The 12,849-nt window shown below is 71.1% G+C and carries 11 protein-coding genes; 8 read left to right on the forward strand and 3 right to left on the reverse strand.

Annotated features, from left to right (window positions below; genetic code table 11):
* Positions 1 to 25: 25 nt before the first annotated feature.
* The gene (locus tag ACI795_RS06235) at positions 26 to 1,156 is read right to left on the reverse strand and encodes a baeRF2 domain-containing protein (protein ID WP_457074433.1); all 1,131 of its coding nucleotides are present in this window, start codon (positions 1,154 to 1,156) and stop codon (positions 26 to 28) included.
* A 165-nt stretch (positions 1,157 to 1,321) separates the two neighbouring features.
* On the opposite strand from ACI795_RS06235, the gene ACI795_RS06240 reads away from it, so the two are divergent.
* Positions 1,322 to 1,666, forward strand: coding sequence for a hypothetical protein (locus ACI795_RS06240; RefSeq protein WP_457074435.1), 345 nt, complete (start codon positions 1,322 to 1,324; stop codon positions 1,664 to 1,666).
* A gap of 13 nt (positions 1,667 to 1,679) precedes the next feature.
* On the opposite strand, the gene ACI795_RS06245 is transcribed toward ACI795_RS06240, so the two are convergent.
* The gene (locus tag ACI795_RS06245; protein ID WP_457074436.1) at positions 1,680 to 2,105 is read right to left on the reverse strand and encodes a MarR family winged helix-turn-helix transcriptional regulator; all 426 of its coding nucleotides are present in this window, start codon (positions 2,103 to 2,105) and stop codon (positions 1,680 to 1,682) included.
* A gap of 69 nt (positions 2,106 to 2,174) precedes the next feature.
* Here ACI795_RS06245 and ACI795_RS06250 point away from each other — a divergent pair, with 69 nt between their 5' ends.
* The gene (locus tag ACI795_RS06250; protein WP_457074437.1) at positions 2,175 to 3,248 is read left to right on the forward strand and encodes a hypothetical protein; all 1,074 of its coding nucleotides are present in this window, start codon (positions 2,175 to 2,177) and stop codon (positions 3,246 to 3,248) included.
* Between the two features lie 2 nt (positions 3,249 to 3,250).
* Here ACI795_RS06250 and ACI795_RS06255 read toward each other — a convergent pair whose 3' ends face one another.
* Positions 3,251 to 3,658, reverse strand: coding sequence for a YkvA family protein (locus ACI795_RS06255; RefSeq protein ID WP_457074440.1), 408 nt, complete (start codon positions 3,656 to 3,658; stop codon positions 3,251 to 3,253).
* 148 nt (positions 3,659 to 3,806) lie between these two features.
* On the opposite strand from ACI795_RS06255, the gene ACI795_RS06260 reads away from it, so the two are divergent.
* From ACI795_RS06260 to ACI795_RS06285, 6 genes are all read left to right on the forward strand, one after another.
* Positions 3,807 to 4,955, forward strand: a complete 1,149-nt coding sequence (locus tag ACI795_RS06260) for an AMIN-like domain-containing (lipo)protein (RefSeq protein ID WP_457074441.1) — start codon at positions 3,807 to 3,809, stop codon at positions 4,953 to 4,955.
* A gap of 101 nt (positions 4,956 to 5,056) precedes the next feature.
* Complete coding sequence (locus ACI795_RS06265) at positions 5,057 to 5,263, forward strand: hypothetical protein (protein ID WP_457074442.1); 207 nt, start codon at positions 5,057 to 5,059, stop codon at positions 5,261 to 5,263.
* A 112-nt stretch (positions 5,264 to 5,375) separates the two neighbouring features.
* Positions 5,376 to 7,508 (forward strand): RNA polymerase recycling motor ATPase HelR, encoded by a 2,133-nt coding sequence (gene helR, locus ACI795_RS06270; RefSeq protein WP_457074443.1) that lies wholly within the window; start codon positions 5,376 to 5,378, stop codon positions 7,506 to 7,508.
* 577 nt (positions 7,509 to 8,085) lie between these two features.
* Positions 8,086 to 10,128, forward strand: a complete 2,043-nt coding sequence (locus ACI795_RS06275; RefSeq protein WP_457074445.1) for a hypothetical protein — start codon at positions 8,086 to 8,088, stop codon at positions 10,126 to 10,128.
* On the forward strand, positions 10,128 to 10,511 hold the full coding sequence (locus tag ACI795_RS06280; RefSeq protein WP_457074447.1) for a hypothetical protein: 384 nt from the start codon (positions 10,128 to 10,130) through the stop codon (positions 10,509 to 10,511). Before ACI795_RS06275 ends, ACI795_RS06280 begins: the two co-directional genes overlap by 1 nt.
* A gap of 340 nt (positions 10,512 to 10,851) precedes the next feature.
* Entirely contained in the window at positions 10,852 to 12,678 is a 1,827-nt protein-coding gene (locus tag ACI795_RS06285; RefSeq protein ID WP_457074448.1) for a hypothetical protein, read from the forward strand.
* Positions 12,679 to 12,849 lie beyond the last annotated feature (171 nt).

Here is a 12,849-nt window from a genome sequence, read left to right on the forward strand (position 1 = left end):
TGCTCCTTCGTAGGGGGTGAGAGGGTCAGCTGGGGGTGGAGTCGTCGGTGTACCGCAGGACCGCGGCCACCGGGATGTCGCCGGGCATCGCCGTCCGGGGGACGACGACGACCCGCGCACTGCTGCCGATCGCGGCGCGCACCAGCGCTCGGTCGGCGGGCACGGACTCGGCGCCGTCCACGCCGAGGGTGCTCATGTCGTCGGCGCCGACGCCGAGCTGCAGCGGGTCGGCGCCCACCAGGAGCTCCCCCTCGTCGGCGATGTCGTCGGCCAGGACCAGCTCCTCGACCTGCGCCTTGCGCAGGGCCTCGACGACCAGCGCCGTGCCGGTCACCGCGAGGCCGTGGGCGCTGGCGGCCTGGACGCGCTCGACGGCGCCGGCCTGCTCGTGCGCCTCGTTCTCGGCCACCAGCTGGACGGCGCGCTGCTGGATCGGCTCGCGATCGGCACCGGCGGCCCGGCCCCCCTCGGTCATGCTCACCAGGACGTCGGAGACCTCCTTGGTCGCCTTGTCCGCGATGAGCTGGGTGGCGCGGACGTCGCCGGCGAGCAGGACGAACTGCGCCTTGTGCTGCTTGACCAGGGTGTCGACCTCGTCGGCCACCCGGCCGGCGTTCTCCTCCCACTGGTTCTCGGCGGTGTGCATGTAGGTGTTGTGCGCCCAGCCGCCGACCTTCACCTTGCGCATGTGGAAGGTGTCACCCTCGACCTCCTCCTCCTCGGACGGGTACCCGGCCAGGGTGGCCACGGAGACGTCCGCCCCGACCCGGTCGGCGACGACGACCACGTGCGGCACCCGGCCCGCCAGCTGGCGGAGCACCGGCAGCAGCGGCGGGTGCGCCGACCAGGAGGCCAGCGGCTCGCGGGGCGCGTCGGCGAGCACCTCGTCCAGGACGATCCGGCCGTCGCCGGCCGCGATCAGCGCCCGGCCGCGCAGGGTGGCCAGCTGACCACCCTCGTTGGCCTGCAGGAGGCGGCTGCGGACGGCCTCGACGACCGGCTCGGGCGCTCCTTGCGCCGCCAGCTCCTCGCAGGCGGCGCGGACCCGGAGCTCCACCTCGGCATCGGCGTTCTCGGTCGTGTGGGTGACGTCCACGCAGACGGTGGCGTACGGGCCCGGGGCGGCGAACACCGGCTCCAGGAAGGACACGTCCATCAGGTGAGCAGCTCCTTCGGTCGTTCGTCTCGCGGCCCGGCGGGGACCGCGACGTGCGTCGTCGCGGCCTACCCACACCCCCGGTGCTCACACCCGGTGTGTCAGTCCGGGCCACCCGGGTAGGCGGACCCGGACACGTTGCCGCGACGCACCCGAGGAGCCGGCATGGCCGAACACGACACCCTGCCCCTGCCCGACTACGACCACCTGCCCGTGGGCAGCCTGACCTCCCGCATCCGGACGCTGGACGCCCAGCAGCTGGAGACGCTGCGCGACTACGAGCAGTCCCACGCGAACCGCGTGCAGGTGGTGCAGGCGATGGACCACCGGCTCGAGGAGCTGAGGTCCGGCGCCCAGCCGTCCGGGGGCGACCCGGAGGGCGCGCAGCCAGAGCACGCGCCCGCCCCGGCCGGCGGTTCACCGGTCTCCGAGGCGACGACCGGACCGGTGATCAACCCGCCGTCCCAGGGCGACCCGACCAACCCGGCGCAGCCCCGCTCGACGGGCTGAGCCGGCCGGCCGGTCAGTCCGGCTCCGCCGCGTTGTAGCGCTGCAGGGCCGAGGCGAAGGCGGCCAGCTCTGCATCGCTCCACCCGGCCACCCGGCGGGCCAACTCGGCCCGCTGGGCGGCCGCCGCCTCGCTGAGCACCCGCTGCCCGGCCGCGGTCACCCGCAGCACCTGCCCCCGTCCACCCGCCGGGTCGGGGGCACGGGCCACCAGGCCCCGGCGCTCGAGGTCGCCGACCTGCCGGCTGACGGTGGACTTGTCCAGGCGGTAGAGCGCGGCCAGGTCGACACCGCGGCAGCCGTCGGCAGCGTCGATCGAGCTGAGCATCGAGTGCGCCACGAACGACAGCTCCTGGTCGAGTCGCTGCGGCAGGCCGCGCACCCGCCGCGCGAAGAGCGTCAGCTCGCGCTGCACCGATGCGGACAGCTGGTCCCGGGACATCACGACTCCGACAAGTTGTATCGTGCAACCCGTTCGTCGAGTTGCAAACTACAACCTAGAGGACGTCGCATGAGCACGGCCGCCGCTCCCCCCGGCCCACCCCCCGCCCGCACCGTCGTCCGGCACGTCCTCACCCATCTGGTGGTGCCGGTCTTCCTCGCCACCGGGATGGCGCTGGCGTACCTGGGCGGCTTCCACCAACCGGAACCGCACGGGCTGCGGCTGGACGTCGTGGGCACCGAGCCCGCCGTGGCCGTGCTCGCCCAGGACCTGCAGGACTCCTTCGGCGACGCCGCCACGGTCCGCACCGTGCCCACGGTCGACGACGCCCGCACCGAGCTCGCCCGCCTCGACGCCGCCGGCGCCTACGTACCCGACCCGGAACGGCCGACCCTGCTCGTGGCCACCGCCGCGTCCGACACCACCGCCGTCACCGTGGAGCGGATGCTCTCCCCGGTCGCCCTGGCCCAGGGGCTCCCGCTGCAGGTCGAGGACGTCGTGCCCACCGCGCCCAGCGACCCGACCGGGCAAGGCGCCTTCTTCTACCTGGTGGCCCTGTCGGTGGGCGGGTACAGCGCCGCCATCGCGATCGCCGCGGCCGGCGGCCGGCTGCTGATGCGGGTGCGGGTGCTGCTCGGCATCGCCGCCGCCGGGGTCATCGCCGTCCTGGCCACCGTCGTCGCCGGGCCGCTGTACGGCGCGCTGCCGAGCTCGGCCTGGCCGATCGGCGCCCTCGCCTGGCTGTACGTCAGCGCGGTCGTGCTGATCGGGATCGGGCTGCACACGTTCCTGGGCCGCTGGACGACGGCGACGCTGGTCGCACTGTTCGTCATGCTGAACTTCACCTCCGCCGGCGGGGTCTTCGCGCCGGCGCTCCAGCCGGGCTTCTTCGGAGCGCTGCACGAGTTCTGGATCGGCTCCGGGCTGGTCGAGGCCGCCCGCCGCCTGCTCTACTTCCCCGACCTCGGCGTCGGACGCCAGGTGCTGACCCTGGCGCTGTGGGCGCTGGCCGGGGTGGCGCTCACCGTGATCGCCGCGGCCGCCGAGCGGCGGCGCGCGCGGCGCACGGCCCCAGCTCCCCTGCCGCCCCGCCACCGGTCGGACAGCGAGGAGGAGGAGATCGAGGAGGCGGTCGCCGCCTGAGCTCAGGCCACCGCGCGCGGGTCGCCGAGCAGCCGCTCGATGATCCGCCGGTCCCCCGGCCAGGCGTCCAGCAGGACGTCGCGGGGGACCCGGCGGGCGGCGTAGCGCAACGCCAGGGCAACGACGACGACGTCGTCCAGCGGGCCGATGACCGGGAGGAACTCCGGGATCAGGTCGATCGGCGACAGCACCCACAGCCCGGCGACCACGAGCGCCGCCTTGGCGCGGCGGGGCACCGCCGGGTGCCGGCGGAGCCTGCGGACCGCGGTGACGCAGGCCGGCAGGAAGCGGGCCAGCTCGCGTGCGGTGCCCGGCGGCAGCCGCCGGGCCAGCAGCACCAGCACCGCCCAGCTCACCAGCACGACGACGCCGGCGACCAGCGCCGTCCACCACCCGCCCACGGCAGCCATCGTGGTCGACGCCCCGGCCTCGCGACAGCCCCGGCGCCGGCTCGCACATGACGCTCTCGTGGCGATCGCCGTCCCCGACGTTCGGATGCCACCGCGGGGGCATCCCACCGGGTGACCTGGACCCGAGATCGGGAGGCTGATCGGCACCATGCGCCATCTCCTCGCGGGGGCCTGCGCGGCCCTCCTGCTGGCCGGCTGCGGCTCGTCCGCCGAGGACACCCGGGCTGAGCCGGCACCCGGCACTCCGGACACGACCGGCACCGCGGGTGCGCCCGGCACACCGAGCGCGCCCGGCACACCGAGCACGCCCGCGACGACCGGCGCCGGGGCCCCGCCCTCCGGGGAGGACCCGGCCGACCGCTCCCTGGAGCCGATCGGCGCGCCGGACACGGTCGACTCCGCGGCGGAGGGAGCCGGTGCCCCGGTGACCCTGGTCGACGTGCGGCTCGGCGCGCACGAGGCCTTCGACCGGATCGTCGTCGAGCTGACCGGCGACGGGCTGGCCGGCTGGGAGGTCGGGTACACCGACCAGCCGCGCTCGCAGGGCTCCGGACAGGAGCTCGAGGTGCCGGGTTCGGCCACGCTGGGGATCACCCTCACCAACATCGCGCTGCCCGGTGACGCCCCGGCCGGGGTCCAACCGTGGAGCGGACCGGAACGCCTGCGGCTGCCCGGCAGCGGGATCCTGGACGCACTGGTCCGGGACACCGTGCTGGGCGGGCGGGCCACCTTCTTCGCCGGGCTCGACGAACGGCGGCCCTTCGCGGTCGGGCTGCTCTCGGAGCCGCAGCGGATCGTCGTCGACGTCGTCGCCCAGCAGGACACGGGCGCCCTCCCGCTGAGCCAGCGGTGCCAGAGCCCCGCCGGGTTCGCGATCAGCTACCCCGAGGAGTGGGCGGTCAACTCCGGGGACGCCGCGCCGCCGTGCACCCGGTTCGCCCCGGACCCCTTCACGGTGCCGCCGGGGACCGACGCCCGGGTGGGCGCGGTGACGGCGTCGGTCGAGCCGGTGGCCATGGACCGGGTCGCCGCGCCCGACCCGGACCGGGACCTGCAGCGCAGCGAGACCACCGTCGACGGGCGTCCGGCGGTGCGGGTGGAACGGGAGAGCCTGGGCCGCGGCCTGTGGCCGGCGGGCGTCCGGTCGACGAGCTACGTCGTCGGCCTGCCCGCCGGCGACGAGGGACCGCGCACGCTGGTGGTCGACACGGTCGGCCTGCCGCAGTTCGACTACGCCCGCAACGTCGACGTGCTGGACCGGATGGCCGAGACGGTGGAGGTCACGACGGGCGGCTGACGGCGGGGCGGCTGGGCACCGTGTGACGTGCGGGGTCGGTCGTCCACGACACGACGGCCGACGCGCACGGGGGCGGTGGACGGTCCTCCTACCGTCCGTCCATGCGCGAGAACCGCCCTTCCCCGGCCGCCTCCTCGACCGCCCGCCTGCACCAGCTCCGGCTGATCGCCGCCGCCCGGGTCAGCGCCTGCGGCTCGACCACCCGCCAGCAGGTCACCGACATCGTCCGGGTCACCGTGGACGACGAGGTCGACACCCGCACCTTCCGGGCGATCGTCGCCGACGTCGCCGGCGACTCCCTGGACTGACCGACCCGACCGGCGCGGTGCGGGAGGGCGGCGCCCCCTCCCGCCAGCTCCAAGCTATAGCGCACCTGGGGGCTTGCGGCAAGACCCGGGTGGCCGCGCAGAATCGCCGACCATGCCTCTGACCTGCGCAGACGACAGCGTGTTCGACCTCCCCGACCGGCCCGTCGCCAAGGCCGACCCCGCACTGGTCGCCGCCGACGCCGAGCACCTCGCGGCGGTCGGCGCGACCCTCGCCGAGTCGATCGCCGAGCTGTCCGCCCGACTCGATGCCGCGCGGCGGGCACCCGGCGGGACCGGGCAGGCGGCGCTGGACCGCGACCTGGAGGTCCACCGGCTGGCCGCTCGGTTGCGCACCCTGCGCCGGTTCGGCCTGGACCTGTGCCTCGGCCGCATCGTGCACGCCGGAGACGCCGAGCCGGTGTACGTCGGGCGCCTGGGCCTCACCGACCGCGCCGGTCGCCGGCTGCTGGTCGACTGGCGCTCCCCCGCGGCCGAGCCGTTCTTCGCCGCCACCCACGCCCGGCCGATGGGCCTGGCCAGCCGCCGCCGGTACCGCTGGACCCGTGGCCGGATCAGCGACTACTGGGACGAGGTGTTCACCCCGGAGGGGTGGGTGGGGCACGCGGCACTGGACGACCAGTCCGCGTTCATCGCCAGCCTGGGCGCCGACCGGTCGGCCCGGATGCGTGACGTGCTGAGCACCATCCAGGCCGATCAGGACGCGATCATCCGGGCAGGGTCGGCCGGCGCGCTGGTCGTCGACGGTGGCCCGGGCACCGGCAAGACCGTCGTCGCCCTGCACCGTTCGGCCTACCTCCTCCACGCCGACCCGCGGCTGGGCCCCGGCAAGGGCGGCGTGCTGTTCGTCGGCCCACACCAGCCGTACCTGGCCTACGTCGCCGACGTCCTCCCCAGCCTCGGGGAGGAGGGCGTCCGGACCTGCACCCTGCGGGACCTGGTGCCCGAGGGCGCCGCGGCGGCGGTGGAGGCCGACCCGGCGGTAGCCCGGCTGAAGTCCTCCGCCGATCTGGTCGCGGCGGTCGAGGCCGCCGTCCGGTTCCACGAGGAGCCACCCCGCCGGGGGACGACGGTGGAGACCGACGGAGGGGAGCTCCGGGTCAGCGCGGAGGACTGGGCCGAGGCCTTCGCCGCGGTCGAGCCCGGCACCCCGCACAACGAGGGGCGCGAGGAGGTCCGGGCGGCGCTGCTGGCGATCCTGGCCGACCGGGGAGAGGACGCCGACGAGCTCGTGGACGAACTGGAGCTCCGGGCCGCGGTCGACCGGGCCTGGCCGCTGCTGGAGGCGACCGACGTCGTCGCGGACCTGTGGTCGGTGCCGGCCTACCTGCGCACGTGCGCTCCCTGGCTCGGCCCCGACGACGTCCGGGCACTGCAGCGGACCGACGCCCACGCCTGGACGGTGTCCGACCTCCCGCTGCTGGACGCCGCGCGGCAGCGGCTGGGCGACCCGGAGGCCGCGCGACGCAGGCGGCGACAGGACGCGGTCGTCGCGGCCGAGCGGGCGCGGATGACCGACGTGGTCGACCGGCTGATCGAGGCCGACGACGACGGGCTAGGACTGGTGCAGAGCCTGCGCCACGGGGACCTGCGGGACGCCCTGGTCGACGAGGGCGCACTGCCCGCCGCGGACCCGGACGTGCTGGCCGGCCCCTTCGCGCACGTGGTCGTGGACGAGGCCCAGGAGCTGACCGACGCCGAGTGGCAGATGCTGCTGGCCCGCTGCCCGTCCCGCAGCTTCACCGTGGTCGGGGACCGCGCGCAGGCCCGGCACGGGTTCACCGAGTCGTGGCAGGACCGGCTCGAGCGGGTCGGGCTCGACCGGGTCAGCCTCGCCTCGCTGACGATCAACTACCGGACGCCGGAGGAGGTGATGGCCGCGGCCGAGCCGGTCATCCGGGCCGTGCTCCCGGACGCCAACGTGCCCACGTCGATCCGCCGCAGCGGCGTGCCCGTCGCCTACGCCTCGGTCGCCGACCTGGACGCGGTGCTGGACACCTGGCTGGCCGAGCACTCCGACGGGATCGCCTGCGTCGTCGGCGCCCCCGCGTTCCCGGCGACGTCGCGCGTCCGGTCACTGAGCCCGGTCCTGGCCAAGGGGCTGGAGTTCGACCTCGTCGTGCTCGTCGACCCCGAGTCGTTCGGCACCGGCGTCGAGGGGGCGGTCGACCGCTACGTGGCGATGACCCGGGCGACCCAGCAGCTCGTGGTCCTGACGCGCTCCTGACCCCGGCCGGGCTGGGCGGGGGGCGACGGACGAGTCGGCCTGTACGCCGGGGACTGTCGAGCGGGATCGCGTCCTTCGTCATCGCCAGACAGCAGCCACTTTAGCTCGGCCCATTACGCTGAGTGTCTGCATCCGTGCTCGTCGTCAGTCGACCTGTTGTGCCCCCGGTGTGCCCCGGACGACCCGGGGTTGTTAACGCGGGACCGGACGATGGACATACGTACCCCGCCTCCGATCCTGCGGGGAACGGGGGCAGGGAGGACTCGTGTCAGCCGCGACGGCGGCGTCACCACGGGCGGCGCCGCCCTCTGTCGGTGACGTCGGTTACAATCTACTCGACTGACCTGGTCGTGCCGCTGTCGAGCGGGGCCGCTGGGTCGGGATCGTGCGCGAGGCCTTCGGGTCATCACGCGGGAGACCGGCCGCCAGCCCCAGCAGCTCGTCGGCGTGACACGAGCCAGCTCGGTCACCAGATCGGACCCACGCCACTCGATGGAAGGGCCACTGGGACGAGTCCACAGGACGGCGCCCCACGTCTGGGTGTCCATGCTCACGCCGTCCTGGAAGGACCTTTCCGATGTCGCAGTACCCGTCCACGCCCTACGTCCTCGCCGGCGAGAAGGTCGAGTTCCCAGACCTCGCCGCCGGCACGGCGATCAAGAACTCTGCGAAGCGCTTCACCTCGGACTGGGGACTGCCCCCCGAGGCCGCGTTCGCCCTCTCCGCGGCGATGGTCGACCCCGCCGCCGACCGGCTCACGATCGATCCGAAGAACCCGACCGAGCACCTGCGGCCGATCCAGACCCCGGCGGGCAAGTTCCTGCTGACCCATCACACGCGCCTGTGGACGCCGCTGGTGTCGGGCGACGGCGGCAACGGCCGCAGCCGCTACGCCATCCAGACCGCGAACGGCAACGGGGCCCGTCCCCGGCCGTGGCCGATCGGGCGGCACCACAAGCCGGCCATCATCGACTACCACCCCGCCTCGCTGGAAGCGATGACGGACGCGGTGAAGCTGAGCGCCAACGAGATCCGCTCCCAGGACCTCATCACTCAGATCGCCCGCAACCCGAGGGGCGTGTGGAACCCCCCGGTGGTGGTCCTGGCGCGCGCCTTCTTCACCCTCCCCAACGGCGAGGTGAAGGAGCGCTGGTTCCTGCACACGATCGAAGGCAGCACCCGCGTCGAGGGCTGCCACGAGCTGAGCGACATCGACCCGGCCGCGCCTCTGCAGCGCAGCGACGAGCCCCTCGTTCACCTCCGCGACGCCCACGCCCAGTTCGTGGAGCGCTTCACGACGACGCCGTCCTCGCAGCGGGCCCTCGCGACCGCTCGCGCCGCCACGATGCCGGCACTCGTCGTCGTTGCGGTCACCGAGGAGGACGGCCTCACGCCGATCTCCGACGGCTTCCCGGTCGTCGTCAACGACTACGTCGAAAGCGTCCACGTCCAGCCCCGCCAGTTCAGCGACGTCGCCGCGAGCAACGTCATCGGCGAGCGCTTCCTCATGACGCTGACGCAGAAGGGCAAGCTGACCAACCCCGAGGCGGAGGCCCTCCTCGGCCGGGATCCGCACGTCGCCGGCAAGCCGTCCGTCCGGGCCGCCCAGCTGGTGCACGCGGTATGCGCCCCCGGAAACGACGAGATCGTCCGGAACTTCGCGATCACCGACAACGGCAAGAACCTCACCAAGGTCAAGCGGGCCCGACTCGTCGGGCCCCTCGTCGTCCGCCAGTTCAACGAGTCGGCCCCCTCGGCCGAGCGTGCCCTCATGTACGCCTTCACCCCCGACCTCCTGATCAACCAGACGTGGTCGATCACCGGGGTGGGCAGTGAGACGCTCCGCAAGCGCTGCGCCAAGGATGTGGCGGAGGGCAAGTTCGAGACACCCTCGATCGCCGAGCTCATGGCCCGCGGGGGCCCCGCCCTCTGCGCCTCGGGCCTCCTGCTCAGCAACCAGGCGTCCACCGTCGAGGGCATCAACATCCTCCGTGGTGCGGTCGACAAGGTCGTCGAGTCGCTGAGCAAGACTCTCGGCGGCGTCAACGTCCTCGCCGACGCGATCGCGTGGGCCGACGGTGAGCGCAAGGATCGGCCCCGGCAGTTCGACGTCGAAGGCAAGCCCAGGACCGACAAGCACGGCGACCAGCTCCACTACGCGGCTGCCTGGCAGAGCGGCAACATGGGCGTCCGCGCCCTGGCCTTCAACAAGGGGGTCATCCCCAAGGACAAGGCGAAGACGAAGGAGAGCAACGAGCTGCCCCCGCCTTCTCCCGAGGAGCAGTACCAGACCAAGGAGAAGAACCTCCTTGAGCTGGTGATCCGTACGAGGACCACGCTGTGGGATCTCTACGCCATGGAGGACGAGAAGAAGCGGCGGCTCATCAGGCTCTTGGGGCTCACGAAGGCGGAGGCCTACGCGAAGCTCCCCGGTGAGCTCACGCAGCTCTACGCGAAGTTCGGCAAGGACGATGACCCCTTCGGCGCGTTCGGCGAGGACGACCTGCCCGATGGCGAGCCCGACGCCTCCTGGGTGGACAGCGAGGAGGCGAACTCCGACGACGACCTGGGTGAGGACGAGGTCGACCTGGAGGACGACGACGTCGAGGACGACGAGTGATGCCTCGGCTCACCCAGTCCCTGTACCGCGATCTGTGTGTCCTGGCCGGCGACGACCTGGACCACCCCGAGGCCCGGGTGCAGAAGATCGGCTCGGTAGTCGGCTGGCCGGTGGGCGTCTACCTGCTCGGCCACCGCGACCCCGTGCGCAACTCCTTCATGGTCGACTACGTCGGCAGCACGGCTCGCACGCGGTCCGACATCGCGGCGCGGATGCAGGAGCACCTCCGCGACGAGGGTAAGCGCGCGCGGTTCACCTGCCAGGTCGTGCTCCCGCTGAAGAAGGACACCGACCTCGCGGTCGTCCGCCGGCTGGAGGGCGCCGCGGCTCGCGCGCTGGGGGTCCCGCGCTGGTGCAAGAGGGTCCCGGGCGGCCGCGGCTGACAGGGGGTGGCACCCACCGCGAGGGGTGCCACCCTCCCCCACCCCCGCCCCCTGTCCTTCCGCCGCGAGGGGCGTGGACGACGCCGCCGAGAATGCTGTTCCACCGATATCTTCGAGAGCTAGCGACAGCTGAAGACCTGGCGACGACCCATCGCATCTTGGTCCCGTGCATGCCGCTGGTACCTACACTCAACGAGTGCCGGACTGCTTACCGCCGATTGCCCGCCTCAATCTCACGCGGGAGGCGCGGGAGCGCCTCGAGCAACCGCGCGAGCTACCGGGCGCCCCGTTTATCCCAGCAACTCGGGAACAGTGGCAGAACTGCCTCCAGGACGCCTCAGTGTCCACGATCATTGAGGACGTACACCGAGAACTTGATAATGCATCACAGCTGCGCCACTCCCACGACCCGGCCGCCATAAAGAAGACCGCCGACACACTGGTTGAGAACTTCGAACGTCGGTCGAGTGATTTGGTTTCTCTGTCTCGACTCCGCCCGAGCTGGCAGCTTTCATTGCCAGCGCTGCAAATTTCCCTGAGCGATGCGTATCGCCACGCCCTTACCAACCTCGCCGGGACACCTAGCGCAGACCATTTGCCACTCTTTCCCTCAAGCACAGAATGGCAGAAGAGGCTCGACGACACTTGGTCCGACGTCTCAGATGACCCGTGGCAGGACATGTTCGGTATACCTGAGGCCAGCGTCCGTCTACCCGACGGCACCTACTCCCACTCGCTGTTGCTCGCCGCCTTCCACGGGCGCTATGACGAACTGCAGAGGCGCATCGGTGAACTTTTGGGATGGATCGACTCAGCTGAACTAGAAATCACTAAGGGCAGCCATCTTGCCGCGTACCTACTAAATTCACCCCGACCTTTCATCACCACGCAGACAGCCAAAATCATCCTTGCCGCGATTCGCAGCGCTCTGGAGGATAGCGCTATCCAAACGGCTGCGGCCCTTAAGGACTTGGCTAGTCGCATAGACAAGAGCTACAGCAACAGTCGTCTCGCCATTCACACTCAGCGCGCGATCATTGCCGCCGACATCACGGCTGAACGTGCATTTTTACGTCTTGATCTATATCGTCGGGCCGTTGAAGGGCAACTTCGCCCCTGGGCCTGGACCTTTCTCCGGCTCTGCGGGCGAGGCGAGGGCGAAAGGCCTCCCGAGCTGGCTCAGCTGCGGGAGCGCCTCGCGGCCGAAGGCTCGACCTTCAGTGTCCTTGCGGCCGCCTGTATGAACACCTCTGTTCGTAACGCTGCGGCTCACGAGGATTACCATTGGGACTCAGGCCGGCGATGTCTCGTAGCGGGCGACAACGCGGTCACCGAGAATGAGTTGATCAACTCAACTGAGATGGTCTACGCGCTCATGTGTGGCGCGGAACTTGCTTGGGCGAAGGCTCGGGCAAGCTCCCCTATCCTGCGAATGTTTCAGGACATCGGACTCGTCGAGACCGCTGAACCAGTACGACTAAGGGACGCTGCTGCCCTCTTCGGCACAAATGGTCTAACACTCAGAACGTTTCGGCATAATGACGACATCCTGGAGGTCGGCCTAGCTTCTGTCACTAGAAATGAGTTCAATCCAACCATTCAGGCAACGATGTGGGCGTCTACCCTGCTGCCCCACGTAAATCGATTCATCTGTCGCATAGAGTCACAATCCGAATCCATTATGGATATCGAGCGTCGGCCGTTGCAGTTGTGCTTACCGCTTTGGCACCAGAGTCGCGCGGATGAAAGCGCCATGCCCTTGTGTGTCTTCCTGCCTGCACACACTGCGATCCGAAATGCTTTGCACGACTCGGCCGAAGTGGCAGCCGCACTGCAGTGGTTAGCACTTAATGACGCCGCCTTGGCACTGGATGCCGCGGCCGACACATCGAGACGCTTACTGTTGCCTCGTCGCCAAGTTCAGAGGCAACTCGCCAATCGCCTTGAACGCTCGGCTCTGGCACTCGACCTGTCACTAACGCTAGTCGAACAGTTCACTGCGGAACGGGACGCGGCCGAGCGATGCGTCAAGCTCTTGAATGCGGCCGCTCGTTGGACCTCTTTCGAACTTGAAACCGGAGCCCGCGTCTTAGCAAGGCAACTCTACGATGAAATCTACGAGTTGTACGACGAGACCGCAGCTCCAGAGGTTTTTCCAACGCTTTAATAGGCGGTAGAACTAGGACGCACAGAGTGGGAGGATCTGCCCTGCGCGATGCCGAGAGCAGTCAAGGCCTCGACCGTTGACTCGAAGGTCTCCCCGGACAAGGAGTACCGAAAGGCCGATTTCCGTCTCTCGGCCCCAAGTTGCCATGCCCGGATGGGGTCCGCCGTTAGC

This window comes from Modestobacter sp. SYSU DS0290, assembly GCF_054050955.1.

What these genes read in the sequence shown, in the direction of transcription:
- helR (WP_457074443.1), top strand. Translation starts at nt 5,376, where the DNA reads ATGCCTCTGACCTGCGCAGACGACAGCGTGTTCGACCTCCCCGACCGG.
- ACI795_RS06260 (WP_457074441.1), top strand. Translation starts at nt 3,807, where the DNA reads ATGCGCCATCTCCTCGCGGGGGCCTGCGCGGCCCTCCTGCTGGCCGGC.
- ACI795_RS06245 (WP_457074436.1), bottom strand. Translation starts at nt 2,105, where the DNA reads ATGTCCCGGGACCAGCTGTCCGCATCGGTGCAGCGCGAGCTGACGCTC.
- ACI795_RS06275 (WP_457074445.1), top strand. Translation starts at nt 8,086, where the DNA reads ATGTCGCAGTACCCGTCCACGCCCTACGTCCTCGCCGGCGAGAAGGTC.
- ACI795_RS06265 (WP_457074442.1), top strand. Translation starts at nt 5,057, where the DNA reads ATGCGCGAGAACCGCCCTTCCCCGGCCGCCTCCTCGACCGCCCGCCTG.
- ACI795_RS06240 (WP_457074435.1), top strand. Translation starts at nt 1,322, where the DNA reads ATGGCCGAACACGACACCCTGCCCCTGCCCGACTACGACCACCTGCCC.
- ACI795_RS06235 (WP_457074433.1), bottom strand. Translation starts at nt 1,156, where the DNA reads ATGGACGTGTCCTTCCTGGAGCCGGTGTTCGCCGCCCCGGGCCCGTAC.
- ACI795_RS06255 (WP_457074440.1), bottom strand. Translation starts at nt 3,658, where the DNA reads ATGGCTGCCGTGGGCGGGTGGTGGACGGCGCTGGTCGCCGGCGTCGTC.
- ACI795_RS06250 (WP_457074437.1), top strand. Translation starts at nt 2,175, where the DNA reads ATGAGCACGGCCGCCGCTCCCCCCGGCCCACCCCCCGCCCGCACCGTC.
- ACI795_RS06280 (WP_457074447.1), top strand. Translation starts at nt 10,128, where the DNA reads ATGCCTCGGCTCACCCAGTCCCTGTACCGCGATCTGTGTGTCCTGGCC.